The organism is Amycolatopsis sp. NPDC031561, assembly GCF_055580625.1.
This window is the reverse complement of the sequence record NZ_JBVILA010000010.1, coordinates 98,559-124,729: the sequence shown is the minus strand read 5'-3', so window position 1 is coordinate 124,729 and position 26,171 is coordinate 98,559. Positions and strand designations below refer to the sequence as shown.

The 26,171-nt window shown below is 69.8% G+C and carries 22 protein-coding genes and 1 pseudogene; 12 read left to right on the top strand and 11 right to left on the bottom strand.

Features of this window, described 5'->3' with window-relative positions:
- Window positions 1-39: 39 nt before the first annotated feature.
- Window positions 40-612 carry a GNAT family N-acetyltransferase gene (locus ACZ5IK_RS21645; protein ID WP_465489280.1) on the top strand — a complete coding sequence of 191 codons (573 nt, stop codon included), beginning with the start codon at window positions 40-42 and terminating at the stop codon, window positions 610-612.
- Window positions 613-821: 209 nt separating this feature from the next.
- On the opposite strand, the gene ACZ5IK_RS21640 is transcribed toward ACZ5IK_RS21645, so the two are convergent.
- Entirely contained in the window at window positions 822-1,496 is a 675-nt protein-coding gene (locus ACZ5IK_RS21640) for a YigZ family protein (RefSeq protein WP_465489279.1), read from the bottom strand.
- 559 nt (window positions 1,497-2,055) lie between these two features.
- Here ACZ5IK_RS21640 and gltB point away from each other — a divergent pair.
- From gltB to ACZ5IK_RS21620, 4 genes are all read left to right on the top strand, one after another.
- Window positions 2,056-6,597, top strand: a complete 4,542-nt coding sequence (gene gltB, locus ACZ5IK_RS21635) for a glutamate synthase large subunit (protein WP_465489278.1) — start codon at window positions 2,056-2,058, stop codon at window positions 6,595-6,597.
- A complete protein-coding gene (locus tag ACZ5IK_RS21630; protein ID WP_465489277.1) occupies window positions 6,590-8,041 on the top strand; it encodes a glutamate synthase subunit beta in 1,452 nt (483 codons plus the stop codon). Before gltB ends, ACZ5IK_RS21630 begins: the two co-directional genes overlap by 8 nt.
- 250 nt (window positions 8,042-8,291) lie before the next feature.
- On the top strand, window positions 8,292-9,704 hold the full coding sequence (locus ACZ5IK_RS21625) for a Dyp-type peroxidase (RefSeq protein WP_465489276.1): 1,413 nt from the start codon (window positions 8,292-8,294) through the stop codon (window positions 9,702-9,704).
- Window positions 9,705-10,001: 297 nt separating this feature from the next.
- Window positions 10,002-10,787 (top strand): DeoR/GlpR family DNA-binding transcription regulator, encoded by a 786-nt coding sequence (locus ACZ5IK_RS21620; RefSeq protein ID WP_101605754.1) that lies wholly within the window; start codon window positions 10,002-10,004, stop codon window positions 10,785-10,787.
- Here the strand turns inward: ACZ5IK_RS21620 and ACZ5IK_RS21615 are convergent.
- Entirely contained in the window at window positions 10,777-11,670 is an 894-nt protein-coding gene (locus ACZ5IK_RS21615; protein ID WP_101605753.1) for an ROK family protein, read from the bottom strand. The genes ACZ5IK_RS21620 and ACZ5IK_RS21615 overlap by 11 nt on opposite strands.
- A 286-nt stretch (window positions 11,671-11,956) precedes the next feature.
- On the opposite strand from ACZ5IK_RS21615, the gene ACZ5IK_RS21610 reads away from it, so the two are divergent.
- Both ACZ5IK_RS21610 and ACZ5IK_RS21605 read left to right on the top strand, forming a co-directional pair.
- Window positions 11,957-12,163: a CbtB domain-containing protein gene (locus tag ACZ5IK_RS21610; protein WP_101605752.1), complete on the top strand. Its 207-nt coding sequence runs from the start codon at window positions 11,957-11,959 to the stop codon at window positions 12,161-12,163.
- 14 nt (window positions 12,164-12,177) lie between these two features.
- Complete coding sequence (locus tag ACZ5IK_RS21605) at window positions 12,178-12,966, top strand: CbtA family protein (protein ID WP_465489275.1); 789 nt, start codon at window positions 12,178-12,180, stop codon at window positions 12,964-12,966.
- Here ACZ5IK_RS21605 and ACZ5IK_RS21600 read toward each other — a convergent pair.
- Window positions 12,947-13,756: an SDR family NAD(P)-dependent oxidoreductase gene (locus ACZ5IK_RS21600; RefSeq protein WP_465489274.1), complete on the bottom strand. Its 810-nt coding sequence runs from the start codon at window positions 13,754-13,756 to the stop codon at window positions 12,947-12,949. The two genes, ACZ5IK_RS21605 and ACZ5IK_RS21600, sit on opposite strands and share 20 nt — an antisense overlap.
- Between ACZ5IK_RS21600 and ACZ5IK_RS21595 the strand changes: the two are divergent.
- A pseudogene (locus ACZ5IK_RS21595) lies at window positions 13,707-14,378 on the top strand (TetR/AcrR family transcriptional regulator); the annotation flags it as partial. The gene ACZ5IK_RS21600 and the pseudogene ACZ5IK_RS21595 sit on opposite strands and share 50 nt — an antisense overlap.
- 33 nt (window positions 14,379-14,411) lie before the next feature.
- Here ACZ5IK_RS21595 and ACZ5IK_RS21590 read toward each other — a convergent pair.
- Window positions 14,412-15,869: a cobyric acid synthase gene (locus tag ACZ5IK_RS21590; protein WP_465489273.1), complete on the bottom strand. Its 1,458-nt coding sequence runs from the start codon at window positions 15,867-15,869 to the stop codon at window positions 14,412-14,414.
- Window positions 15,866-16,798 (bottom strand): cobalamin biosynthesis protein, encoded by a 933-nt coding sequence (locus ACZ5IK_RS21585; RefSeq protein WP_465489272.1) that lies wholly within the window; start codon window positions 16,796-16,798, stop codon window positions 15,866-15,868. Before ACZ5IK_RS21585 ends, ACZ5IK_RS21590 begins: the two co-directional genes overlap by 4 nt.
- Window positions 16,799-16,834: 36 nt before the next feature.
- Between ACZ5IK_RS21585 and ACZ5IK_RS21580 the strand changes: the two genes are divergently transcribed.
- Genes ACZ5IK_RS21580 through ACZ5IK_RS21570 form a run of 3 tightly spaced genes read left to right on the top strand, consistent with a single transcriptional unit; the run spans window position 16,835 to window position 19,206 of the window.
- A complete protein-coding gene (locus ACZ5IK_RS21580) occupies window positions 16,835-17,440 on the top strand; it encodes a bifunctional adenosylcobinamide kinase/adenosylcobinamide-phosphate guanylyltransferase (protein ID WP_101605747.1) in 606 nt (201 codons plus the stop codon).
- Window positions 17,441-17,449: 9 nt separating this feature from the next.
- Window positions 17,450-18,463 (top strand): nicotinate-nucleotide--dimethylbenzimidazole phosphoribosyltransferase, encoded by a 1,014-nt coding sequence (cobT, locus tag ACZ5IK_RS21575; RefSeq protein WP_465489271.1) that lies wholly within the window; start codon window positions 17,450-17,452, stop codon window positions 18,461-18,463.
- A complete protein-coding gene (locus ACZ5IK_RS21570; RefSeq protein WP_465489270.1) occupies window positions 18,460-19,206 on the top strand; it encodes an adenosylcobinamide-GDP ribazoletransferase in 747 nt (248 codons plus the stop codon). The genes cobT and ACZ5IK_RS21570 overlap by 4 nt, the downstream gene beginning before the upstream one ends.
- Before the next feature lie 10 nt (window positions 19,207-19,216).
- Here the strand turns inward: ACZ5IK_RS21570 and ACZ5IK_RS21565 are convergent, their stop codons facing one another.
- Window positions 19,217-19,837: a hypothetical protein gene (locus tag ACZ5IK_RS21565; RefSeq protein WP_465489269.1), complete on the bottom strand. Its 621-nt coding sequence runs from the start codon at window positions 19,835-19,837 to the stop codon at window positions 19,217-19,219.
- A gap of 60 nt (window positions 19,838-19,897) precedes the next feature.
- On the bottom strand, window positions 19,898-20,296 hold the full coding sequence (locus ACZ5IK_RS21560; RefSeq protein WP_465489268.1) for a MerR family transcriptional regulator: 399 nt from the start codon (window positions 20,294-20,296) through the stop codon (window positions 19,898-19,900).
- Between the two features lie 63 nt (window positions 20,297-20,359).
- Here ACZ5IK_RS21560 and ACZ5IK_RS21555 point away from each other — a divergent pair, with 63 nt between their 5' ends.
- Window positions 20,360-21,244, top strand: coding sequence for an NAD(P)-dependent oxidoreductase (locus ACZ5IK_RS21555; RefSeq protein ID WP_465489267.1), 885 nt, complete (start codon window positions 20,360-20,362; stop codon window positions 21,242-21,244).
- Here ACZ5IK_RS21555 and cobC read toward each other — a convergent pair.
- The 4 genes from cobC to ACZ5IK_RS21535 are packed head-to-tail and all read right to left on the bottom strand — an operon-like array spanning window position 21,225 to window position 26,143.
- The gene (gene cobC / locus ACZ5IK_RS21550) at window positions 21,225-22,244 is read right to left on the bottom strand and encodes an Rv2231c family pyridoxal phosphate-dependent protein CobC (RefSeq protein ID WP_465489266.1); all 1,020 of its coding nucleotides are present in this window, start codon (window positions 22,242-22,244) and stop codon (window positions 21,225-21,227) included. The two genes, ACZ5IK_RS21555 and cobC, sit on opposite strands and share 20 nt — an antisense overlap.
- Window positions 22,237-23,571, bottom strand: coding sequence for a cobyrinate a,c-diamide synthase (locus ACZ5IK_RS21545; RefSeq protein ID WP_465489265.1), 1,335 nt, complete (start codon window positions 23,569-23,571; stop codon window positions 22,237-22,239). The genes cobC and ACZ5IK_RS21545 overlap by 8 nt, the downstream gene beginning before the upstream one ends.
- Window positions 23,565-24,179 (bottom strand): cob(I)yrinic acid a,c-diamide adenosyltransferase, encoded by a 615-nt coding sequence (cobO, locus tag ACZ5IK_RS21540; RefSeq protein WP_465489264.1) that lies wholly within the window; start codon window positions 24,177-24,179, stop codon window positions 23,565-23,567. Before cobO ends, ACZ5IK_RS21545 begins: the two co-directional genes overlap by 7 nt.
- Window positions 24,179-26,143 (bottom strand): putative cobaltochelatase, encoded by a 1,965-nt coding sequence (locus ACZ5IK_RS21535; RefSeq protein ID WP_410664780.1) that lies wholly within the window; start codon window positions 26,141-26,143, stop codon window positions 24,179-24,181. Before ACZ5IK_RS21535 ends, cobO begins: the two co-directional genes overlap by 1 nt.
- Between the last annotated feature and the right edge of the window lie 28 nt (window positions 26,144-26,171).

Here is a 26,171-nt window from a genome sequence, read left to right as displayed (position 1 = left end):
AGGTTGCCCAGGTGCCCCCCGGGCCGCCACGCTGTGCCGATGCGTGTCTTCCTGGAGACCGAGCGGCTCCTGCTGCGGCAGTTCACCGGCGCCGACGCCGACGACCTGTTCGCGCTCTACGACGACCCCGAAGTCATGCAGTACCTCAATGGGGGCAAACCCGCCGACCGGGCGGAGATCGAAACTCTCGACCTTCCCGCCTTTCTCGGTTACTACGAGCGTTTCCCCGGTTACGGATTCTGGGCGGCGATCGAGAAATCCGGCGGGGCTTTCCTGGGATGGTTCCATTTCCGCCCACTGCGCGGTCATCACACCGACGACCCCGAACTGGGTTACCGGCTGAACCGATCTTCCTGGGGCAAGGGATATGCGACCGAAGGCTCGCTCGCGCTCCTGGAGAAGGGCTTCACCGAATTCGGGGCGCGGCGGATCTGGGCGGCGACCATGGCGGTGAACCTGGGCTCGCGGCGGGTAATGGAGAAGATCGGGATGCGGCACGTCCGGACCTATCACGAGACCTTCGACGACCCGATCCCCGGCACCGAGGAGGGCGAGGTCGAGTACGCCATCACGCTGGAGGAGTGGCAGGCCCGGCAGCATCTAGAGGACTAAACGCGGCCGGATGGCGTCCCGAAGGCCGCCTTTGCGACGCTGAACGTCTCAAGGGTTCCCTTCAGGACCTCACTCACGACAGCGACCGCCCACCCCGCGGGGCCCTTTCCCCTCATGCCATGCGGCGAAGGACCCCTTTCCCTCATCGCACGCGGGCAAAGCCACCTTCCGCTCACGGCAACCCGCTCGTCCAGACCGCATCCAGAGGACTAAACGCGGCCGGTGGGGAGCCAGGTCTCCCCGGCGTCCTCGGTGAGGGCCTCACCCCCGGTGAGGTCGGCGAGCCAGGCGTGGAAGGTGTCCCCCTGGTCCGGCGCGTGCCCGACGTCGAAGTGCGCGACGTCCTCGAACCGCGTCGCGTGCAGCAGGTACGGCGACGAGCGGATGTCGTTCTCCAGCCGTCCGGCCCGGTCGTAGTCGACGACGACCTCCACCAGCCGCAGCCGCCGGTACTCCTGCACACCGACGACGTCGACGGCCTCCGAGACGGCCTGCCCGTACGCACGGATCAGGCCGCCGGCCCCGAGCAGCACCCCGCCGAAGTAGCGGGTCACCACCGCGACGGTGTCGGTCAGCTCCCGGCGCCGGAGCACCTCCAGCATCGGGATGCCCGCCGTCCCCGCGGGCTCGCCGTCGTCACTCGAGCGCTCGATTCGAGGCACGCTTTCCCGCCGAGAATCCATCGAGCCGGCGCGGCCGTCGGCGCCCAGCACGAACGCGTGACAGTGGTGCCGGGCCGCCGGCTCCGCCTTCTTCCTGGCCGCGATCACCGCGCGGGCGGCCTCTTCCGAGGTGACCGGGGCGAGCGCGCAGAGGAAGCGTGAACGCCGGATTTCGATCTCGTGGACCCCGGTGCCCGCCACGGTGAGATAACGATCCGCCATCGGCCAAGCCTCTCAAACCGGGCGGGCCGCTCTGCCGTTCGGGCGATTCAACGGTCACCCCTGGTCACCGCGAGACCGGCGAAACCCACTCCAATGCGCGATCCAGGTCACACCATAGAGTGACGTGAGCGATCGTTTACGCAGGTCAGCGCGCTGGTGCTCCACTCAGTGGACATGTCATTCCAGCCAGTGGGCAGATGATGTTTGAAGTCAACGCCAGCGTGGCATTTCCCACCCCGACCAAGCGACGTATGTCGATAACAGCGATTTCACACTATCGTCATAAGACCGGCGAACCCGGGAGTAACACGTGCGCCCCGCCTGCCATCCACCACAACGGTCTGGCGGCACCCGGCGCACGGCAGTACACAAGAGACACACAAGCGCATCGGCCGCCCAGTGCAGTGCGGCTCTACGAGGCCTGCCCCCGTTTCGCGGGCAGGATCGTTCCCTCTCGACTGACCATCGCGGTCCCGGACCACTTCGTTAACTGGTTCACGTCCGAACCACCCGAACGGAGTGCTGCCGGTCGCGCCGACGCCTTGGGAGGCGGCCAGCCGTGACCCACCATGCCAGCTACAAGGGCAGCAAGGCCCCCGAAGGCCTGTATGACCCGGAGTTCGAACACGACGCCTGCGGTGTCGCCTTCGTCGCAGACCTCTCCGGTAAACGCGATCACGGCATCGTCGCCAAAGCGCTGATCGCGCTGCGGAACCTCGAGCATCGAGGGGCCCGCGGCGCCGACCCGGAGACCGGTGACGGCGCCGGGATCCTGATCCAGGTCCCCGACGAGTTCTATCGCGCCGTCGTCGAGTTCGAGCTGCCCGAGCCCGGCGCGTACGCCGTCGGGACGGCTTTCCTGCCCCAGGACGAAAAACCGCGTGGCCTGGCGATGACCACCATCGAGCGTGTCGCCGCCGAAGAAGGCTTGCGCGTGCTCGGCTGGCGGGATCTTCCCGTCCACACTGAACACGTCGGAACCGGCGCGGCCGAGACCATGCCGCATTTCAGCCAGCTGTTCCTGGCCGGACGGCAAGAGCCCCTGTCCGGGCTGGCGCTGGAACGCGCCGCGTTCGTGGTGCGCAAGCGCGCCGAGCACGAGCTCGTCGAGGACGACGTCTACTTCCCGAGCCTGTCCTCGCGGACGATCGTCTACAAAGGAATGCTCACCGAGCCGCAGGTCGAGAAGTTCTTCGCCGACCTCACCGACGAGCGCGTCACCAGCGCCATCGGCCTGGTGCACTCCCGCTTCTCCACCAACACCTTCCCGTCGTGGCCGCTGGCGCACCCGTACCGGTACGTCGCCCACAACGGCGAGATCAACACCCTGCGCGGCAACCGGAACTGGATGGACGCGCGTGAGGCGCTGCTCGAGTCCAAGCTGATCCCGGGCGACCTCAAGCGGATCCACCCCGTCATCACACGCGGCGCCAGCGACTCGGCGTCCTTCGACGAGGTGCTGGAGCTGCTCCACCTCGGCGGCCGGTCGCTGCCGCACGCGGTGCTGATGATGATCCCGGAGGCCTGGGAGAACCATCAGGAGATGGACCCCGCGCGCCGCGCGTTCTACGAGTTCCACTCGACGCTGATGGAGCCGTGGGACGGCCCCGCGCTGGTGTCCTTCACCGACGGCACCCAGATCGGCGCGGTCCTCGACCGCAACGGCCTGCGTCCCGCCCGGTACTGGGTCACCGAAGACGGCCTCGTCGTCCTCGCCAGCGAGGTCGGCGTGCTGGAGCTGGACCAGTCCACGATCGTCCGGAAAGGACGGTTGGAGCCGGGCCGCATGTTCCTCGTGGACACGGCCGCCGGCCGGATCGTCGAGGACGAGGAGATCAAGAACCAGCTCGCCACCGAGCACCCGTACGACGAATGGGTCGAGGACGGCCTGCTGCCGCTCGCAGGGCTTCCCGAGCGTGAGCGCGAGATCCCGCCGCACGGCGCGCTCGTGCGCCGTCAGCAGGCTTTCGGCTACACCGAGGAAGAGCTCGACGTCCTGCTCGAACCGATGGCCCGCACCGGCGCGGAACCGATCGGTTCGATGGGCAACGACTCCCCCATCGCGTCGCTGTCCAGCCGCCCGCGGCTGCTCTTCGACTACTTCATCCAGCTCTTCGCCCAGGTGACCAACCCTCCGCTGGACGCGATCCGCGAGGAACTGGTCACCTCGCTCGGCACCCAGCTGGGCGCGGAACCGAACCTCCTGGAGGCCGACGCGTCGTCGTGCCGCCGGATCGTGCTGCCGTTCCCGGTGCTGGACAACGACGAGTTCGCGAAGCTGGTGCACGTCAACGACGACGGCGACCTGCCGGAGTTCCAGTCGGTCACCGTGCAGGGCACCTACGACGTCAACGGCGGCGGTGAGGCGCTCGTGCGGCGCCTCGACGAGATCCGCGCCGAAGTGTCCGCGGCCATCGCCGAGGGCGCCCGGTTGATCGTGCTCTCCGACCGCGGGATCGACGAAGACCACGCGGGGATCCCGTCGCTGCTGCTCACCGGCGCGGTGCACCACCACCTGGTGCGCGAGAAGACCCGCACGCAGGTCGGCCTCATCGTCGAGGCCGGCGACGCGCGCGAGGTGCACCACATCGCGCTGCTGATCGGCTACGGCGTCGCCGCGGTGAACCCGTACCTGGCGATGGCGACCGTCGAGGAGATGGCCGACCAGGGGCTGATCGCCGGTGCCACCGCCAAGCAGGCCACCGCGAACCTGATCAAGGCGCTGGGCAAGGGCGTTCGCAAGACGATGTCCAAAATGGGAGTGTCCACAGTGGCCTCCTACACCGGCGCGCAGATCTTCGAGGCGGTCGGGCTCGGCGACGAGGTCGTCCAGAACTGCTTCACCGGCACCACTTCCCGGCTCGGCGGGGTCGGCTTCGACACGCTCGCGCTGGAGGTCGCCGAACGGCACCGCCGGGCGTTCCCGCGCGACGGGTTCCGCGCGAACCACCGCGAGCTGGAGACCGGCGCGGACTACCAGTGGCGCCGAGAAGGCGAGCCGCACCTGTTCAACCCGCAGACGGTGTTCAAGCTGCAGCACTCCACCCGCGCCGGGAAGTACGAGGTCTTCAAGGAGTACACGAAGTCCGTCGACGACCAGGCGCAGAAGCTGTACACGCTGCGCGGGCTGTTCGACTTCAAGATCGGCCAGCGGCCCGCGGTGCCGATCGAAGAGGTCGAGCCGGTCTCCGAGATCGTCAAGCGGTTCGCGACCGGCGCGATCTCCTACGGGTCGATCTCCGCGGAAATGCACGAAACCCTGGCCATCGCGATGAACCGGCTCGGCGGCAAGTCGAACACCGGTGAGGGTGGCGAAGATCCGGACCGGCTCTACGACCCCGAGCGCCGCAGCGCGGTCAAGCAGGTCGCGAGTGGCCGGTTCGGCGTCACCAGCGAGTACCTGGTCAACGCCGACGACATCCAGATCAAGATGGCGCAGGGCGCGAAGCCCGGCGAGGGCGGCCAGCTGCCCGGCGCGAAGGTGTACCCGTGGATCGCGAAGACGCGGCACTCCACGCCCGGCGTCGGGCTGATCTCGCCGCCGCCGCACCACGACATCTACTCGATCGAGGATCTCGCCCAGCTGATCCACGACCTCAAGAACGCCAACCCGGCCGCGCGCATCCACGTGAAGCTCGTGTCCGAGGTCGGTGTCGGCACGGTCGCGGCGGGCGTCTCCAAGGCGCACGCCGACGTCGTGCTGATCTCCGGGCACGACGGCGGCACGGGCGCTTCCCCGCTGTCGTCCATCAAGCACGCGGGCGGACCGTGGGAACTCGGGCTCGCGGAGACCCAGCAGACGTTGCTGGTCAACCGTTTGCGCGACCGGATCGTGGTGCAGACCGACGGTCAGCTCAAGACCGGCCGCGACGTCGTCATCGCCGCGCTGCTCGGTGCCGAGGAGTTCGGTTTCGCGACCGCGCCGCTGGTGGTCTCGGGCTGCGTCATGATGCGCGTGTGCCACCTTGACACCTGCCCGGTCGGCGTCGCGACGCAGAACCCCAAGCTGCGTGAGAAGTTCAGCGGCAAGGCCGAGTACGTCGTGAACTTCTTCGAGTTCATCGCGCAGGAGGTCCGGGAATACCTGGCGGAGCTGGGTTTCCGGTCCATCGCCGAGGCCGTCGGCCACGCCGAGATGCTCGACAAGCGCAAGGCGATCGACCACTGGAAGGCCGCCGGGCTGGACCTGACGCCGATCTTCCACGTGCCCGACATGGCTCCGGCCGGACGGCGGCACCAGCAGACGGTGCAGGACCACGGGCTGGAGAAGGCGCTCGACAACACGCTGATCCAGCTCGCCGAGGGCGCGCTGTCGTCCGGGGACAAGGTCCGGCTGGAACTGCCGGTCCGCAACGTGAACCGGACCGTCGGCACCATGCTCGGCCACGAGCTCACCAAGCGGTGGGGCGGCGAAGGCCTGCCGGACAACACGATCGACGTCACCTTCACCGGGACCGCGGGCCAGTCGTTCGGCGCGTTCGTGCCCAAGGGCATCACCCTGCGGCTCTACGGCGACGGCAACGACTACGTCGGCAAGGGCCTCTCCGGCGGACGGCTCATCGTGCGGCCGCCCGAGGTGGCGCGGTACGACGCCGAAGAGCACATCATCGCGGGCAACGTGATCGGTTACGGCGCGACCAGCGGTGAGATCTTCATCCGCGGCAAGGTCGGCGAGCGGTTCTGCGTGCGCAACTCGGGCGCGCTGGCCGTCGTCGAGGGCGTCGGCGACCACGGTTGCGAGTACATGACCGGCGGCAAGGTGGTCGTGCTCGGCGGGGTGGGCCGCAACTTCGCGGCCGGGATGTCGGGTGGCATCGCCTACGTGCTCGACCTGCCGGCGCACCGGACGAACCCGGAGATGGTCGACATCGACCCGCTGGATTCGTCCGATGTGGACTTCCTGCGCGAGGCGCTCGAAAAGCACTACAACGAAACGGAGTCCGCGGTCGCGCGTGCGCTGCTCGCCGACTGGGACGCCGCCGTCGACCGGTTCGGCAAGGTCATGCCGAAGGACTACAAGCGGGTGCTCGCGGCGCAGGCGAAGGCCGAGCGCGATGGGCGCGACGTGAACGAGGCGATCATGGAGGCCGCACATGGCTGACCCCAAGGGCTTTCTGACCACCACTCGCGAGACGCCGAAGAGCCGTCCCGTCGACCTGCGCCTGATGGACTGGCGCGAGGTGTACGAGGACTTCGCGACGACGAAACTGCAGAAGCAGGCCGGACGCTGCATGGACTGCGGCATCCCGTTCTGTCATCAGGGCTGCCCGCTCGGGAACCTCATTCCCGAGTGGAACACCCTGACCTGGCGCGACGACTGGCGCGAGGCGGCCGAGCGGCTGCACGCGACCAACAATTTCCCGGAGTTCACCGGGACCCTCTGCCCGGCGCCGTGCGAGACGGCGTGTGTGCTCGGGATCAACGACGATCCCGTCACCATCAAGCGGGTCGAGATCTCGATCATCGACCGGGCCTTCGAGGAAGGCTGGGTCACGCCGCAGGAGCCGGTGGCACGCACCGGCAAGAAGGTGGCCGTGGTCGGGTCCGGCCCGTCGGGACTCGCCGCGGCGCAGCAGCTCACGCGCGCGGGCCACAGTGTCGTGGTCTTCGAGCGGGCCGACAAGATCGGCGGGCTGCTGCGCTACGGCATCCCCGAATTCAAGATGGAGAAGCACCGGCTCGACCGCCGCCTCGACCAGATGCGGGCCGAAGGCACGGAGTTCCGGACCTCGGTGAACGTCGGCGTCGATCTCACCGTCGAGGAGCTGAAGTCGTCGTACGACGCCGTGGTCCTCGCCGGTGGCGCGACGGCATGGCGGGACCTGCCGATCGAGGGCCGCGAGCATCGGGGCATCTACCAGGCGATGGAGTTCCTGCCGCACGCCAACCGCGTCGCGGCCGGTGAGCTGGACGTCTCGCCGATCAGCGCCGAGGGCCTCGACGTCGTCGTCATCGGCGGCGGCGACACCGGCGCGGACTGCGTCGGGACCTCGCACCGCCAGGGCGCGAAGTCGGTGACGCAGCTGGAGATCATGCCGAAGCCGCCGCTTTCGCGCGCCGACGCGCACCCGTGGCCGACGTACCCGATGATCTACCGCGTCTCGTCCGCGCACGAAGAGGGCGGCGAGCGGCTGTACTCGGTCAACACCCAGGAGTTCGCCGCCGACGCCGACGGCCGGGTGCGCGCGCTGAAGCTGGTCGAGGTGCGCAACGAGGGCGGCAAGTTCGTCCCGGTCGAGGGCACCGAGAAGGAACTGCCCGCGCAGCTGGTGCTGCTCGCGATGGGCTTCGTCGGCCCGGAGCGGGAAGGCCTGCTGGAGGCGCTCGACGTCGAGCTGGACCAGCGCGGCAACGTCGCCCGCGACAAGGCGTTCAAGACCAGCGTCGACAACGTGTTCGTGGCGGGCGACATGGGCCGCGGCCAGTCGCTCATCGTGTGGGCGATCGCCGAAGGCCGCTCCGCCGCGGCCGGGGTCGACGCGTTCCTCACCGGACGGGACGTCCTGCCCGCTCCGATCGCCCCCACCGACCGGCCCCTCTCCTGACTCTCCCGCATTTAGTCCTCTAGATGCGGTGGTTGCGCGTGCAACTATCGCAAGATAGAGGACTAAATGCGGGGTGTAGTCGTGTCGTTGGTTCTTCTGGGTGATAAAACCGCCAAAAGAGGGTACTTGCGGGTGATGACGGCGCGATTTCGGTATCGGTTATATCAAGGGTAGGACCCGCACGGCGGTGGGGACCGGCAAGACCTGCCGGGGCCGCCGGACGGGTTTCCCGACGAGGGGATTCCTTGATATGACGATTGACTTGAGCGTGCCTTTGGAATGGAAGGCCGCGACCGGCGAAGCCGCGAAGATGCTCGACCAGCTACAGCCGAACATCCTGAAAGCACACGCCCGCGATCACTTTTCCGCCCTTTTCCTGCGTTTTTCGGAGTCCGCGAGCGCGAAAAAGTTCCTCGCGGCACTCGTCCCGCTGATGAAGTCCGCGAAGACCCATCTGACCGAGGTCGAGCGCTTCAAGGCCGAGGGCGCGAAGGGGTCGCCCTACGTCGGCGCCGGACTGACGGCGGCGGGCTACCGGTTCCTGAAAATCGATGTGCCCCAAGATGATTCCTTCCGCCTCGGCATGCGCTCGCAGGACACACGCGAGAGGCTGAGCGACCCACCTCGCTCCACCTTCGACAGCGGATACCACGACGAGATCCACGCCGTCGTCATCATCGCCGACGCCGCCGACGCTCCGATGACCCTGCGCCGGAACGAGGTTCTCGCGCTGATTCCGTCGACCATTTCCGTCGTCGCCGAGGAAATCGGACTCGGCAGGATGAATACCCACGGCGAGGGGATCGAACATTTCGGGTACGTCGACGGCCGGAGTCAGCCGCTTTTCCTGGTCGAAGATATTCGCGCGGAGAAATCCGGAACGGATGGCATCACCACTTGGGATCCGTCGGCGCCCTTGGACCGGGTACTCGTCCCGGATCACGCCGCTCCCGATCCCGCCGTCCATTTCGGCAGTTACCTCGTTTTCCGCAAATTGGAACAGAACGTGCGGAGATTCAAGCAGGCCGAGGAGGCCCTGGCGGATCAATTGGGCCTCACCGGAGAAGATCGGGAGCGCGCGGGCGCGATGGTCGTCGGCCGGTTCGAGGACGGCACACCGCTGACCGCGCAACGGGAAGACGGTGTGGAAAGCCCGGTACCGAACAACTTCGACTACGAAAGTGACGTCGCCGGCGCGAAATGCCCCTTCCAGGCGCACATCCGGAAGACGAATCCGCGGGGTAGCGGCGGCGCGGAGCCACCCCCTCAGGAGCGACGGCATCTGATGGTGCGGCGGGGTGTGCCCTACGGCGAACGAGCCGATGACCCGAACGCCGACCTGCCGCCGTCGGCCCGGCCGAGCGGCGGAGTCGGACTGTTGTTCATGGCGTTCAACGCGGAGCTGCGCGACCAGTTCGAGTTCACCCAAGCGATCTGGGCGAACAACCCGGGGTTCCCGGTGCCGCCCGACGGGGTCAAGCCGCCCGGCCTCGATCCGGTCATCGGTCAGGGCCCGCGCCCGGAGTCCGCCTACACCCAGGAATGGGCGGGTACACCGGCGGTGACCGCGGATCCGTTCCCGCAAGCGGTCACGCTGAAGGGTGGCGACTACTTCTTCATGCCGTCACTCGCATTCCTGCGGGGGCTGGGCGGGAAGGGCTGATTTTCTCACGCACCGTGGCCGATTCCGGTGATCGAGTGGCGAATTATCCGGTAAACGTCACCGGAATGGACGCAAACCGGATATCAGTCCGGAGTCGGCGACGTTAGCGTTCAAGGCGGGCCGGTCCTGGGCGTACCGGCCATCGGACGGGCGCCGGTCACACTGGGGGTGGCCGGCGCCCGCTCTTACCGTTTCTCCCTGGCTTCCCGAACCTGCCGCTTCTCTCCGCACGTATCGCGACGCGTAGTACTTTGTCCGGTGCGGTAAGCGATGCCGCGCTTCGGGGAGGGAGCTCGGATGAATCGGCATGAACGGCTGACGGCTTTATTGGACATGGTCGGAGAGCGGGAGAAAGTCGACGTCGAAGTCTCGGCGGGCGAACTCGGGGTCTCCCCCGCGACGATCCGCCGGGACCTCGATCATCTGGCGGGCCGCAACCTCGTGGTCCGCACCCGCGGCGGGGCCGTCGCCAGCAACGTCGCCTACGACCTTCCGTTACGGCACAAGGCCGCGCGCAACGCCCCGGAGCAGCAACGGATTTCCGCGGCCGCGGCGAAAATGGTCGACCCGGGCATGGTGGTCGGCCTCAACGGCGGCACGGCGAGCACCGAAGTGGGCCGCGCGCTCGCCACCCGGCCGGACATGGGCGAGCCCAGCGGCGGCCCGCTGCTCACCGTGGTGACGAACGCGCTCAACATCGCCCACGAACTCGCCGTGCGGCCCAACATCAAGATCGTGGTGACCGGCGGGGTCGCCCGGCAGCAGTCGTTCGACCTGTCCGGACCGCTGTCGCACCTGTTCCTCGACCAGATCTCGCTGGATCTGGTGTTCCTCGGGGTGGACGCGTTCGACCCGGTGCACGGCGCGCAGGCGCACCACGAAGGCGACGCGAGCACGAACAGGCTGATGGCGGCCCGCGCCCGGCAGGTCGTCGTGCTCGCCGACAGCGGGAAACTCGGTGGTCACGCCTTCGCGAAGATCTGCGCGACCACCGACGTCGACGTGCTCGTCACCGACGGCCGCGCGGATCCCGAGCGAGTGCACGCCTTCGAAGAGGAAGGCGTGCGGGTGGTCAAGGCTTGAGCCGGTCCAGCGCGAGCAGGGCCGCGCCGAGCCTGCCGGCCTCGTCGCCGAGCTGCGCGATCCGCAGTTCGGGCATCCGCTGGAACTGCAGGTTCGCCGCCAACCAGGCCCGCACCGGTTCGAGGACGTAGTCGCCCGCGGTGAACAGGCCGCCGCCGAGGACCACGACTTCGGGCGCCAGCAAGGTGACCAGGGTCTTGATGCCGTGGCCGAGCCCCTCGAGCGCGTCGTTGACCACGGAGATCGCGGCCTCGTCGCCGTGCCGGGCGGCGTCGACCACCTGCTCGGCACCTTCGGCGGGACGCCCGGTGTGCTCGCTGTAGCGGCGGGCGATGGCCGACGCGGAGGAGATCGCCTCGAGGCACCCCGTCGCGCCGCAGCCGCACGGCAGCCGGTGACCGACGTCGATATGGCCGATTTCGCCGCCTTGGCCGCCCGCGGCGTACAGCTTCCCGTCGAGCTGGAGCGCGGCCGCGATCCCGGTGCCGACCGGGATGAAGGCGGCGTCGGTGCAGCCCTTGCCCGCGCCGACGCGGAATTCCGCCAGCCCGCCCGCGCGGACGTCGTGCCCGAACGCGAACGGCAGCCCCAGCCTGCTGTCGAGCATCTCGCCGAACGGGACGTTCCGGAAGTCGAGGTTCGCCGAGAACCTGGCCACGCGCTCGACGTCGTCCACGATGCCCGGGATGACCACGCCCACGGCGTCCGGCGTACCGGTGCCCGCCTTCTCGCCCAGCGTTTCCACGATCCGCGCGACCTGGTCCGCGAGTGCCTCTCCGTCCGCTCCGCGCGCCGTCGGCTCGCGCAAGCTGGCCAGGTCTTTCAGCTCGGCGTCGTACAAGGCCGCCTTGATGGACGTTCCGCCGACATCGAGTGCCGCCACCGCAGGTGTCATGGCTGGATTTTGGCATGCCCCCCGCCGCGGGCGGCAGGGATTCCGGCCGTAACGGGTCGCCGTGACAAGCCTGCGCCGATTGGGTTCGGTCACATTGACCGGACGCTTCGCGGCGACCTACTCTCGACCGGCCAGACGACGGCACCCGGAACGCGGTGAGATTCCGCGCGGTCGCGCCACTGTGACCTCGAACCAGCCGGTTCGGGGAAGCCAGACCCGGAGCCGTCGTGTCACCCCTGAAGAGGCCGCGCTAGCCCGAGGAGGTCCCACCGCCATGTCCCAAGCGGTAGCCGCAGTACCCGTCCCGATCCGGATCCCCGTCCGCGAGATCCTGCCCTGGGCGGTGCTCGTCATCCTCCTTTCGCTGATCACGCTGTACTTCATCAGCGCCGAGCAGGGTGCGGTGTCGGTGTTCGCGAACTCGTACGTCCACGAGTTCGTCCACGACGGCCGGCACCTGCTGGCCTTCCCCTGCCACTAGGCGGCACGCGCCCCATGATGAGGTCCTTGCTGGTCCGCGGCATGCTCGCGGGCCTGGTCGCTGGTGTCCTGGCGACCCTTTTCGCGTACTTCTTCGGTGAGCCCTCGGTCGAGACCGCCATCGGTCTCGAAGGCACTGCGGCTCACTCCCATCACGACGCCGGCACTCATGACCCAGCCGCTCAAGACCCAGCCGCCCATGAGCCCGCTCCGGCCGAAGAGGAAGAGCTCGTCACGCGGGGCGTGCAGAGCACCGTCGGTCTGCTGACCGGCGTCGGCCTGTACGGCGTCGCCGTCGGCGGGCTGTTCTCGCTCGCGTTCGCCTTCGTCTACGGACGGCTCGGCACCCTGCGGCCGCGGGTGACCGCCGCCCTGCTCGCCGGTGGCGCGTTCGTGGTCGTGTTCCTGGTGCCGTTCTTGAAGTACCCGGCGAATCCCCCCGCCGTCGGGCAGGCAGGCACGATCGGGAGCCGGACGTCCCTGTACTTCGGCTTCGTCGCGCTTTCGCTGCTGATCGGCATCCTCGCGGCGGCGTTCGGCCGGAAACTGGCCGACAAGCTCGGCGCCTGGCGTGGCGGCCTGATCGCCGCGGGTGGGTACGTCGTGCTGATCGCGGTGGCGGCGGCGCTGCTGCCGTCGATCGACGAGGTCCCCGCCGAGTTCCCCGGTTCCACCCTGTGGACCTTCCGGCTGGCCTCGGTCGGCACTCAGGTGGTGCTGTGGACGGTGCTCGGCCTGGCCTTCGGCGCCTTGACCGAGAAGGCGTTGACCCGCAAGGAAGTCCCTAGTCCGCAGCCCGGCTGACCGGCTCCCACGAGCGCCATTCCGCGACGCGGTCCCGGTGCAGTTCCACGATGACGTCGAAGTCCCCGTCGCCGAGCAGCAGGCGGCGGGGCGGCGCGTCACTGGCCACCAGTTCGAGGACGGCCTCGGCGACCTTCACCGGGTCGCCGGGGACACCGTCGGCGTACTTCGCCATCAGCGCCGCGCGCACCGGATCGTAGGCCGGGCGCATCGGTGACATCTTGAGACTGGCGCCCATGAAGTCGGTGGCGTAGATCCGCGGCTCGACCAGGGTCACGTGGATACCGAAGCCTTCGACCTCCTGCGCGAGCGCGTCACTGAGGCCTTCGAGGGCGAACTTGCTCGCGTTGTAGAGCCCCATGGTCGGCACGGCCATAAGCCCGCTCACGCTCGACATCTGCAGGATCCGGCCCTCCCCCTGTTTCCGCAGCACGGGGAGCACGGCCTGGCTGACCCACAGCGCGCCGAAGAAGTTCGTCTCCATGATGGCCCGCGCGTCGTCCTCGCCGACCTCTTCGACCGCGCCCATCAGGCCGAAGCCCGCGTTGTTGACGACGACGTCGATCCGTCCGAACGCTTTGGCCGCCTTCTCGACCGTCTCGAAGACGGCGGCTCTGTCCGTGACGTCGAGAGGCAGGATCACCAATCTGCCTTCGCTCGCGGCCACCAGCTCGTCCAGCTCCTCGGGCCGGCGTGCCGTGCCGACGACGTTGTCCCCCGCCTTGACCGCGTGCTCGGCGATGAGACGACCGAACCCGCGGCTGACCCCGGTGATGAACCAAGTACGCATTTCCGACTCCTTCGCTCCTTGCGAGACGAACCGTCTCGTCTCGTTGTGCTACAGTACCGGCATGGCTGGAAACGTCAAGTCCCCGGATCCGACTCGGCGCAGCGAACGTTCGAGGCAGGCGATCCTCACGGCGGCCACCGAACTGCTCGGCGAAGTCGGCTACCCGAAGCTGGCGGTGGAGGCGATCGCGTCGAGGGCGGGAGTGGGAAAACAGACGATCTACCGGTGGTGGCCGGACAAGGGCGCGCTGGTGCTGGACGCGTACCTGACCTTGGTCCAGGGAGCGGGCGTGCTGAGCTTCCCGGACACCGGTGATCTCGGAGCGGATCTGCGCACGGTGCTCCGGTCCACTGTGGACCCGTTGGCGGACACGGGCTACGAGGCGTTCTACCGCGCACTGCTGACCGCGATCCAGGGTGACGTGAAACTGTCGGCGGAACTCGACGAACGGCTGATGAAGCCATGGCTGGAGGCGACAAGGGCACGATTCCGGACCGGTGCCGAGGCCGGGCAGATCGACGGCGGCGACATCGACGCCGCGGTGGACCTGTACTACGGAGCGGTCTACTACCGGTGGCTGCTGCGGACCGGGCCGCTCACCGAGGAGTTCGGCGAGTCGGTGGTCCGGCTGGTGCTGCGCGCGCTGACGCCGGGCTCAGGCTCCAGGCGGCACGAAGGGAAGGTCGACGTGGCAGCCGGTTTCGATAAGACGCTGGAGTCCCACGGTGTCGACGTGGTCCTCGACGGCGTCGGCGAGCCTGTCGAGCATGCTCTCCCGCAGCGAACCGAATCCCTGCGCCCCGGCGGCCGGTGACCAGTCCGCCACCTCACCCAGCCAGGCGCGGCGGAAGCCGTCGTTCTCGAAGGCACCGTGCCACATGGTGCCCCACACCGTCCCCTGCCGGTATCCATCCAAAAAGGACTCGGCGGGACCGGTGGCGGTCACGGCGCCGTGGTGGATTTCGTACGCCTCCACGGGCTGGCCGCGCCAGGCACCTGTCGGGCGTGCCAGCACCTTGTCGGCGCTGAACGAGACACGCGTCGGCAGCAGACCGAGGCCGGGGACGAGTCCGGCGCCGGACTCGACGTCGTCCTCGATCTCGGCGGCCAGCATTTGATAGCCGCCGCAGATCCCCAGCACCGGGCGGCCCGCTTCGGCCCGCGCCAGTACGGCGGCCGCCAAACCGCGGGAACGCAGCCACGCCAGGTCGTCCACGGTCGCGCGGGAACCCGGCAGGATCACCACATCGGCGGAAAGGACGGTATCCGGATCGGCCGTCAGCGCGACGGAGACACCGGGCTCGGCGGCGAGCGCGTCGACGTCGGTCGCGTTGGAGGCGCGGGGAAAGCGCACGACCGCGACGCGCAGCGAGCCACCGGTCGCGCCCCAGCCCGCGGCGGCCAGCGCGTCCTCGGAGTCGATCCACACCTGGTCGAGCCAGGGCAGGACGCCGAAGACCTCGCGGCCGGTGAGCTTCTCCAACGTCTCCAGACCAGGCCGCAGCAGGCCCACGTCACCACGGAATTTGTTGACCAGCCACCCCGAAACCAGCGCTTGGTCTTCGGCGGACAAGAGAGCGAGGGTGCCGAACATCGCGGCCATGACGCCGCCGCGATCGATGTCGCCGACGACCACGACGGGCAGGCCGAAGCGCCGCGCCAGCCCCATGTTGACGTAGTCGCCCGCGCGCAGGTTGATCTCGGCCGGACTGCCCGCGCCTTCGCACAGCACGACGTCGAAGCGGCGCCGCAACGACGAGAACGTGTCGAAGGCGATCTCGGCGAGCCCGGCCCGGCCGGTCGCGTACTCCCCCGCCTCCAGCGTGCCGAACGGTTTCCCGAGCGCGACGACGTGACTGCGGCGGTCGCTCCCGGGTTTCAGCAGGACCGGGTTCATCGCGGCCTCGGGTTCGACGCGGGCCGCCCGCGCCTGCAGCCATTGCGCGCGGCCGATCTCGGCGCCGTCCGCGCACACCATCGAGTTGTTCGACATGTTCTGGGACTTGAACGGCGCGACCCGCACGCCCTGGCGCGCGAGCCAGCGGCACAACGCGGCGGTGACCAGGCTCTTGCCCGCGTCCGACGTCGTTCCCGCGACGAGCAGGCCGCTCACCGCGTGACCGCCACCGCGACGGCCAGCGCGGCGAGGCCGACAGCTCGCGAGAGCCGGACAGCGCGACGCACGTCCACCGGTTCCGGCTCGCGGCCGTCGCCGAGGACGCCGCGGCGTTCGGTGCGGCCGCCGTAGCTGTTCGTTCCGCCGAGCCGGACGCCGAGCGCGCCGGCGAAAGCGGACTCGACCTGGCCCGCGTTGGGGCTCGGATGGTGCTTCCCGTCGCGGCGCCAGATCCGGAACGCGGGTTTGGCGAAGCCACCCGCCAACGGTGCCGAGGCCACGGTCAGCGCCGCGCCGACGCGGGAGGGCACCAGATTGGCCAGATCGTCCGCCCTGGCCGAGGCCCACCCGAAGTTGGCGTACTTCGGCGACCGGTAGCCGACCATCGCGTCCAGGGTGTTGAGCGCGCGATACCCCAGGAGGCCGGGAATCCCGGCGACCGCGCCCCACAGCAGCGGCGCGACGACGGCGTCCGAGGTGTTCTCGGCGATGGACTCGGTGGTCGCGCGCGCGAGTTGTCCGGTGTCGAGGCCGGTGGCGTCGCGGGCGCACAGGTGCGGGAGCCGCCGCCGCGCGCCGGGCAGGTCGCCTTCGTCGAGCAGGCCGGCCATCCGCGTGCCCTCGGCGGCGAGCCCCTGACCGCCGAGAACCACCCAAGTGGACGCCGCGGTGAGGACGAACCGGGTGAAAGGACGCTTCCGGGTCAAGATCTGGGCGGCGACCCCCAATCCGGTGACGGTCCCCGCGCACGCGGCGGTGTACGCCGCGCCCCGCACCTTCGAATCGGCCCAAACCCGCTGTTCAAGGGCTTGCGCGGCCTGGCCGAAGCCGGCGACCGGATGCCCTCGCCGTGGATCTCCGAACACGGCGTCGGCGACGTAACCGGTAACGAGTCCGGCTGCGGTGGCGGCTTGTCGGAGTGGCACGTGGCGAACGGTAGCGCGTGCACGAGAATGCGGGGTATGACCAAGCTGACGCATCGCCTCGCGAGGGTTCTGGAGACTCTCGCGCGGGCACTTCGCCGCTACTCGCGCGACGACGGCAAGGTGCTGATCCTGGGCGGCGTCCGCTCTGGGAAGTCACACCACGCCGAGCGGCTCGCGTCCCGTCACCCGCACCTGACCTATCTCGCGCCCGGGCTGCCCCCGAGCGCCGACGATCCTGAATGGGCCGCTCGCGTGGCCGCGCACCGCGCGCGGCGGCCGAGCACTTGGAAGACCATCGAGACCACCGACCTGGCCACGGTGCTGCGGACGGCGACGCATCCGCTGCTCATCGACTGCCTCGGCACCTGGATCGCCCGCGTGCTCGACGAGGTCGGCGCCTGGGAGCAGCGCAAGGGCTGGGAACGGCGGCTCGACGACCGGCTGGAGGACTTCCTGGCCGCGTGGGCGCAGGCCGACGTGCCGGTGATCGCGGTCAGCAACGAGGTCGGCAGCGGTGTGGTGCCCGCGACGGTGTCCGGGCGCGTGTTCCGTGATGTGCTGGGCGCGTTGAACAACCGGGTGTCCGCCGTCTCCGACCGGACCGTGCTGGTCGTCGCCGGACGGATGCTGGACCTGCCTTAGGGAGCAACCATGCGTATCCCCACCCCGGACGCCGCCGCCGAAGCCGCCGCGCGCACCAGACTGGACGGCCTGGTCAAGCCGCTGGGTTCGCTCGGGCGGCTCGAAGACCTGGCCGCCTGGCTCAGCGCCGCGCACGGCACCGTGCCGCCGCGGCCGCTCGACGACGTCCGGGTGGTCGTGTTCGCCGGGGACCACGGGGTTTCCGGGATGTCGGCGTATCCGCGCGAGGTCACCGCGGCGATGGTCCGGGTGTTCCTCGCCGGGAAGAGCGGCGTCAGTGTGCTGGCCGGACTCGCCGGGGCGAAGGTGCGCGTGCTGGACATCGCCGTGGATTGGGACGGCGCGGACGTCCCCGCCGAGGTCACCGCGCACAAGGTGCGGCGGGGTTCCGGCTCGATCGACGTCGAGGACGCGCTCGCCGCGGGGGAAGCGCGGACGGCGTTCGAGCACGGGCTGGCGATCGCGGACGAGGAGATCGACGGCGGCGCGGATCTGCTCATCCCGGGAGACATGGGGATCGGCAACACGACGATCTGCGCGGCCGTCGTCGCCTCGGTGCTCGGCCTTCTCCCGGAAGACGTCGTCGGTACGGGCACCGGGATCGACGAGGACGGGCGCGCGCGGAAGCTCGCGGTCGTCGAGGCCGCGTTGATCAGGGCCGATGCGGTGAAAGACCCCTTCGCGCTGCTGACCGTGCTCGGCAGCGCTTGTCTCGCCGCGACGGCGGGCTTTCTCGTGCAGGCGGCGGTTCGCGGGGTGCCGGTGCTGCTCGACGGCGTGTTCTCCGGGGCCGCGGCGCTCGTCGCCCGCGAGATCGCGCCGGGCGCCGAGCAGTGGTGGCAGGCCGGGCACCGGTCGACCGAGCCGTCGCAGGCCTACGCGCTGAAAGCGCTCGGACTGGAGCCGATCCTCGATCTCGGGCTGCGGCTCGGCGAGGGCAGCGGCGCCGTGCAGGCGGTACCGACGCTGCGGGCGGCGCGAGCGATCCTCGCGGACATGGGCCTGCTGGCGGATCTCGCTTGATCGCGGACGCGCTGAAGATGGCTGTCGGCACCCTGACCACCGTCCGGGTGCCGGCGCCGGGGCTGATCGACCGGCGGGTGGCGGGCGGCGCGATGGTGCTCGCTCCGCTGGCCGTCCTCCCGCTCGCGGCCGTCGCTTCGGTGATCGTCTTCGTGGGTGAACTGGTCGGCCTGCCCGCTTTCGCGTCGGCGGTGCTGGCATTGGGCGCGGTGGCGCTGGGCAGTCGCGGGCTCCATTTGGACGGGCTCGCCGACACGGCCGACGGGCTCGGCGCCTCCTACGACCGCGCGCGAGCGCTGGAAGTGATGCGGCGCGGGGATTCCGGGCCGACCGGGATCGCGACCTTGGTCCTGGTCCTGCTCGTGCAGACCGGCGCGCTGGCCGGAGCGATCGCGGCCGGGCACGGAATCGCGGCGGCCGCGATCGCGATCGTCGCCGGACGCGGGGTGCTTTCGCTCTGCTGTGCGCGTGGCGTCCCCTCGGCCCGGCCGGAGGGACTGGGCGCGACCGTCGCCGGTTCGGTGCCGGTATGGATGGCCGCGGTGGTGTTCGCCGTGCTCGCGGGTGCGGCGGCGCTCGTGCTGCCGTGGTGGCAAGGGCTGATCGCGGTGACGCTGGGCTATCTGGCCGCTTCGGCGCTGTTGGCGCGGTGCGTCCAACGGCTGGGCGGGGTCACCGGAGACGTGCTCGGCGGCTGTGTCGAAGTCGCCGTCGCGGGAGTTCTGCTGGCTTTGTCGTTCTGAGGCGACCGAGTCAAGCGGGCTTGTCCGCCGCCAGCTTCTCGTCGATTTCCGGGAGCCAGAAACACAGTTCGAGGGTCTTCATCCCCGCCCAGAGCCCGAGTTTGCGGCCCTGTGAAACCAGCGTGAGCGCCGCGAGCAGAAGCAGCACCGCGAGACCGGCGGCGATGAACGGATGCTTGCCCGCGAAGATCTCGACGATCGCCGCGATCGCGCCGAACAGCAACGGCGGCGCACAGTTGCGCACCATCAGGCCGGACGCGCGCAGCCGCGTGACGTCGCCCGCGACCTCCTTGTCGTGCAGTTGCAGCGCGCACAGCAGGAGATGCGTGTTCTCCTTGAGGAACGGACGGCCCTCGGCCGCCGGCATCCGGCGGACGAACTCCTCGGCGGCGTTCCGCTCCCGCCTGCGCGGCACGATCCGTTCCAGCGCGTCGCCGAGCGGATAGGCCAGATAGCCCAGCAGGAAGCTCAGCACCACGATCACCACCACCGCCACCAAGGTGGGCACGCCGCCGATGGACGCGGCCGTCAGGATGTGGAGTTTCGTCCCGAGGTAGCCGAAGAACGCGACGTACAGCGCGCCGGGGATGGTGTAGGCGAAGAGATCGAAGACGCCGATCACGAAGTTCACCGGCTCATCCAACCACCTGCCCCGGGGAAGGCCAAAGATCGCGCACGCGAGCTCACACCGCTAGGGCGCGGCCTGCCGTGCCAAGGCCACGGCGACCTCGTCGGCGTGCGGGACCGTCGCGGCGATGATGCCGTCCAGCACTTCCCGCGTCGCGGTCATCTCGTCGATCGCCGTGCTGATCCGCTCCCGCTCCCGGTACAACTCGGGCAACAGGTCGGCACAAGCGGGCGCGAGGCCGTTGCCCAGATCGACCATGCACGGCAGCACCCCGGCGATGGTGGCGGTGCCCAGACCCGCGGACAGCAGCGTCCGGATGTTGCGCACCCGCCCGACGTCCTGTTCGGAGTACTCGCGGTACCCGCTCGGCCTTCGCACCGGATGCAGGAGGCCTTGTTCCTCGTAGTACCGGAGCAGGCGCTCCCGCACGCCCGTCCGCCGCACCAGCTCACCGATCCGCATGGAACAACCTTTACACGATCGGGAGTTGACTCTCACACCGATGAGAGACTTTAGCCTTTCCCCATGACCGAAAAGAAAGCCGCCGTCACCGTCGCCGGGCTCGGCCCGATGGGTGCGGCACTCGCGACGGCACTGCTCGACCACGGCCACGAGGTGACCGTGTGGAACCGTTCCCCCGGCAAGGCCGCGCCCTTGGTGGCCCAAGGCGCGCGGGAGGCGGACGACGTCGCGGACGCGGTGTCCGCGAGCGAGGTGACCGTGGTCTGCCTCGCCGACTACGAGGCCCTGTACTCCGCGTTGGCACCGGCCGAAGAAGCGCTGCGTGGCCGGGTGGTGGTGAATCTCAACTCCGGCACGCCGAAGGAAGCGCACGAAACCGTGCGCTGGGCCGGAGATCGCGGGATCGGCTACCTCGACGGCGCCATCATGGTCCCGCCGGCCCTGGTCGGCCAGCCGGGTTCGGTGTTCCTCTACAGCGGTTCCGCCGAGGTCTTCGACGCGCACAAGGGGACGCTGTCCGCGTTGGGTGACGTGACCTACCTGGGAGCGGACGCGGGCCTCGCGGTGCTGTACAACACCGCTTTGCTGAGCCTGATGTACTCGTCGATGAACGGTTTCCTGCACGCGGCCGCCCTGGTCGGCAGCGCGGGGGTCTCGGCGACCGAGTTCACGAAACTCGCCGTGGACTGGTTCCTGCCCTCGGTGGTCAACGGGATCTTGAAGACCGAGGCACCCGCCATCGACAAGGGCGAGTATCCCGGCGATTTCGGTTCCCTGGAAATGAATCTCACGGCGCTCAAGCATATCGTCGACACCAGCGAGGAGCAGGGCGTGGACGCCGAGATCCCGCTCAGGAACAAGGAATTGACCGAGAAGGCCATCGCCGCCGGGTTCGGCCAGAGCAGCTACTCGTCGATGATCGAACTCCTCAAGAAGGGAGCCGCCTGACCTCGGCGAGTGCTGCCAGGAAGCCGTCCACCGTGTCCCGGTCCCGGACGGCTATCCGGAGGTACCGCGAGTCCAGCCCTGGGAAGGTGTCCCCACGCCGGACGGCGAAACCGTTCTCTCGCAGCCGTTCCCGGACACCGTCGGCGCCGGGCAGCCGCACGAGCACGAACGGCCCTCGCGGCTCCCCCAGCACGTCGACGCCCAGGTCGGTCAGGCCGGAAACCAGGTACTCCCGGTCCGATTCCGCCGCCACCGCGAGCTTTTCGGCCTCCTCCAGCGCCGCCGGGCGGCAGCACGCCACCACGGCGACGGCGGCGAGCGACGACACCGACCACGGAGGCTGCACCGCGCGCAGACTGTCCACAACGGACTCTTCAGCCAAGACGTAGCCCGCGCGCAGTCCGGCGATCCCCCAGGTCTTCGTCAGGCTGCGGAGGACGACGAAACCCGGTTGTCCAGCAACGGTTTCGGTCTCGCCGGGGACGGCGTCGAGGAAGGCTTCGTCGACGACGACCAGGCGGCCCGGGCGGCCGAGGGCGAGCAGGTCCGCGGCCGGGTGCAGTACCGAAGTCGGGTTCGTGGGGTTCCCGACGAACACCAGGTCCGCGTCCTCCGGGACCGGGCGAAGCCGGAAACCGTCGTCGGGTGACAACAGGACCCGGTGCACCGGATGACCGGCCGCGCGCAGAGCGGCTTCGGGTTCGGTGAACTGCGGATGCACGACCACCGCCCGCGACGGCCGCAAAGCCGTGGCCAGCAAGGTGAAAGCCTCGGCCGCACCGGACGTCACCAGTACCTGCGACTTCGGCAGCGCGTGCCGGGCGGCGACCGCCTCCACGGCGGCGGTGACGTCCGGATACGCGGCCAGGTCGTCCAGGGCCGCCGCCAGTTCGGCGCGCAGCCAGGCGGGCGGGGCCGGGAGCCGGACGTTGACCGCGAGGTCGACGAGCCCTTCGCCGACCTCGCGGTCGCCGTGGTGCCAGAGGTCGTAGTCAGCCATGGGCGTGCACCGCGGCGGCGAACCGCTCGGCGAGTTCGGGGTAGCCCGCCCAGTGGACGTGCAGGTAGGACGCGTGCAGCGTCGCCGACGCGAAGCCGTCGGGTGTGCGGTCCCAGCCCCAGGCGGGTGTCGGGCCGCTGCCGGGTTCGACGATCGTGCGGTGGAATTCGTGGCCGGTGACGCGTTGGCCCGCGACGGCCAGCAGGGTGTCCGCAGGCGAGAAAGCCTTGCGGTAGCCGAGTTTCCCGCGTTTGGTCATGGTGGCCGAGGCGTCGAGGACGCCGGTCATCGGCAGTCCGTCGATGTCCTGGCACAGGTACAGCAGTCCGGCGCATTCGGCCACGACGGGCATCCCGTCGCCGACGGCCCGCGCCACCGCCGTCCGCAGCGGGACGTTCGCCGACAGCTCTTCGGCGTGCACCTCGGGAAAGCCGCCGCCGAAGTACAGTCCGGCGCAGCCCTCGGGAAGTTCCTTGTCCTGCAACGGATCCACCTCGACGACGTCGACGCCGGCGGCGGCGAGCAGTTCGACGGCCTCGGTGTAGCGGAAGGTGAACGCCGGACCGGCGGCGGCCGCGACGACCGTGCGCGGGCCGTCGTGCGAGAGCGAGGGCCGCCAGGGCTCGCCCGAGAGGCGGGAGGCGGAGCGGGCGACCTGGACGACGGCGCCGAGGTCGACGCCTTCGCTGATCCATCCGGCCAGTTCCGGCAGCAGCCGTTCCGACTCACTCGCGCGTTCGGCCGCCGGGACCAGGCCGAGATGACGGCTCGGCGCGTGGATCTCTTCGTTGCGGTACAACGTTCCCAGCAGCGGGACACCGGTCGCTTCGAGCGCGGTGACGATCTCGTCCGCGTGCCGTTGCGAGCCCAGCTTGTTGAGGATGACGCCGGCGAGCCGGACGCGTGTGTCGTACTGCGCGAACCCGAGCACGGTCGCCGCGACACTGCGCGAAGCGGCCGAGGCGTCCACGACGAGTACCACCGGAGCGTCCAGCAGTCGCGCGACGTGCGCCGTCGAGGCGTAGCCCTCGGTGCCGAGCGCGCCGTCGAACAGGCCCATCACGCCTTCGATGATCGCGATGTCGGCCCCGGCGGAACCGTGCAGCAGCAACGGGATCAGCTGCTCCTCGCCCTGCAGGAACGGGTCGAGGTTGCGTGGCGGCCGCCCGGTCGCGAGGGCGTGATAGCTCGGGTCGATGAAGTCGGGGCCGACCTTGTGCCCGGACACCTTCAGTCCCCGCGCCCGCAACGCCGCCATCAGGCCCGCGGCGATCGTGGTCTTGCCGTGCCCGGAGCCGGGCGCGGCGATGACCACGCGATTCACCATTCGATGCCTCGCTGGCCCTTTTGCCCGGCGTCCATCGGATGCTTCACCTTGGTCATCTCGGTGACCAGGTCCGCGGCCTCGACCAGCTCCGGCGGCGCGTACCGGCCGGTGATCACCACGTGCTGGTGACCGGGGCGGGAGGTCAGCGTCGAGACGACGTCGTCCACCTCGAGCCAGCCCCATTTGAGCAGGTAACTGAACTCGTCGAGGACGTAGAAGTCGTGGGTCTCCGCGGCGAGACGGCGTTTGATCTCGGCCCAGCCCTCACGGGCGTTGACGGCGTGATCCTCCTCGGTGCCGGACTTGCGTGCCCAACTCCAGCCCTCGCCCATCTTGTGCCACTCCACCGGCCCGCCCTGGCCGGTGTCTTCGTGCAGCTTGCCGAGCGCGCGGAACGCGGCTTCTTCGCCGACGCGCCATTTCGCCGACTTGACGAACTGGAACACGCCGATCGACCAGCCCTGGTTCCAGGCGCGCAACGCCATCCCGAAGGCGGCCGTGGACTTCCCCTTCATCTCACCCGTGTGCACGGCGAGCAGAGGACGATTGCGGCGCTGGCGGGTGGTGAGCCCGTCGGCGGGCACGGTTTCCGGTTTGCCCTGGGGCATTACGCGGCCCTCCCGGAGATCCGGGTGCGGACGGCGCCCGCCAGCGTGTCGGCGGCGACTTCGGCGACCGGGACGTGTTCCGCGCCCAGGTGTTCCGCCAGTTCCGCGGCGAGCCCGAGGCGCATCTTCCCGCTCTCGCAGTCCATCACGACCGAAGTCACGTTCCCCGCCAGCAACCCGGCCGCCTGCTGTGCCCGTTTGACGGCGTCGGCGCCGCTGGTGGCGCGGCCGTCGGTGACGACGACGAGTAGCGGACGCCGCAGCGGATCACGGACCGCTTCGATCCGCAGCACTCTCGCCGCCTCCAGGAGCCCTTCGGCCAGCGGCGTCCGCCCGCCGGTCGCGAGACCGTCCAAACGGGACGCAGCCGCGTCGACACTGATCGTCGGCGGAAGCGAGAGTTCGGCGCCGGAGGCGCGGAAGGTCACCAGGCCCACCTTGTCGCGGCGCTGGTAGGCGTCGAGCAGCAGCGACAACACGGCGGTCTTGACCTCGCGCATCCGCTGGCGAGCGCCCATCGAGCCGGACGCGTCGACGCAGAACAGCACCAGGTTGCCCTCGCGCCCTTCCCGCCGCGCGAACCGGAGATCCTGTGGCCGCACGACGAGCCCGGCCCCACTGCGTCCGCGGGAACGCTGGTGCGGCGCGGCGGCGCGCACGGTCGCGAGCAGATGCGGATGGCCGTCCTTGGTCCCGGCGGGCTGGACGCCGATGGTCCGGCCGTTGTCGGTGATCGCCCGCGACCGCCGCCCGGCGGCGCCCTCTCCGGTGCCCTTCACCTCGAAACGCCTGGCACGAAAGGCTTCCCCGGCGCCGACCGGCTTCTGGTCACCACCGCTCTTGCCGCCGCCCGAAGGCTCCTGGCCGCCCTCAGACGGGGGCGGGCCCGAGGTCTCGCCGCCCTCCGGCGGGGTACCCGAGCCGGGTCCGTCGTCCTCCGGGCCGGGGTCCTCCGGCTGAGCGTCCTGCAGCGCTTGTTCCAGCTGTTCCTCGGAGATTCCGGGCGCGTCGAAGGGATTCCGGCGACGGCGGTGCGGCAGCGCGAGCCGGGCCGCGACCCGCACGTCCTCGGTGGTCACCTCGGTCCGCCCGGCCCAGGCGGCGTGCGCGACGGCGGTCCGCGCGGTCACGATGTCCGCGCGCATCCCGTCGACCTCGAAGGACGCGCAGACCTCGGCGATCTGCCGCAGCGCGTCGTCCGGCAGCTTCACCGACGGCAGAAGTCGTTGCGCCGCCTCGATGTCGGCCGCCAGTCCGGCGTCGGCCGCCGCGTACTGGCCGGCGAAACCGTCGGGATCCGCCTCGTAGGCGAGCCGCCGCCGGACTACCTCGACGCGCAGTTCGGGATCCCGGCTGGACGCGACCTCGACGGTGAGCCCGAACCGGTCGAGCAGCTGCGGCCGCAGCTCGCCTTCCTCGGGGTTCATCGTGCCGATCAGGACGAAGCGGGCGGCGTGCGACACCGAGACGCCTTCGCGCTCGACGGTCGCGCGCCCCATGGCGGCGGCGTCGAGCAGCGTGTCGACCAGGTGATCGTGCAGGAGGTTGACCTCGTCGACGTACAGCAGGCCACGATGCGCCGACGCGAGCAGACCGGGCTGGAAGTCGGTCACGCCGTCGGCGAGCGCGCGTTCCAGGTTCAGCGAGCCGATCACGCGGTCTTCGGCCGCGCCGACCGGCAGTTCCACCAGCCGCGCGGGACGGCGGTGCGCGGCCGAGCCCTCGGCGTGCGGGCCGTCCGGACAGGCCGGGTCGGGTTCGACGGGATCGCAGGAGAACCGGCACGCGTCCACGACGTCGACGCCGGGCAGCAGACCGGCCAGCGCGCGCACCATCGTCGACTTCGCCGTGCCCTTCTCCCCGCGCACCAGCACCCCGCCGACGGCGGGCGAGATGGAGGAAAGCACCAGCGCCAGGCGCAGATCCGGCATCCCCACAACGGCGGTGAACGGGTACGGCTTCACAGCTCTCCTGTCGTCGACGACGTCCGGC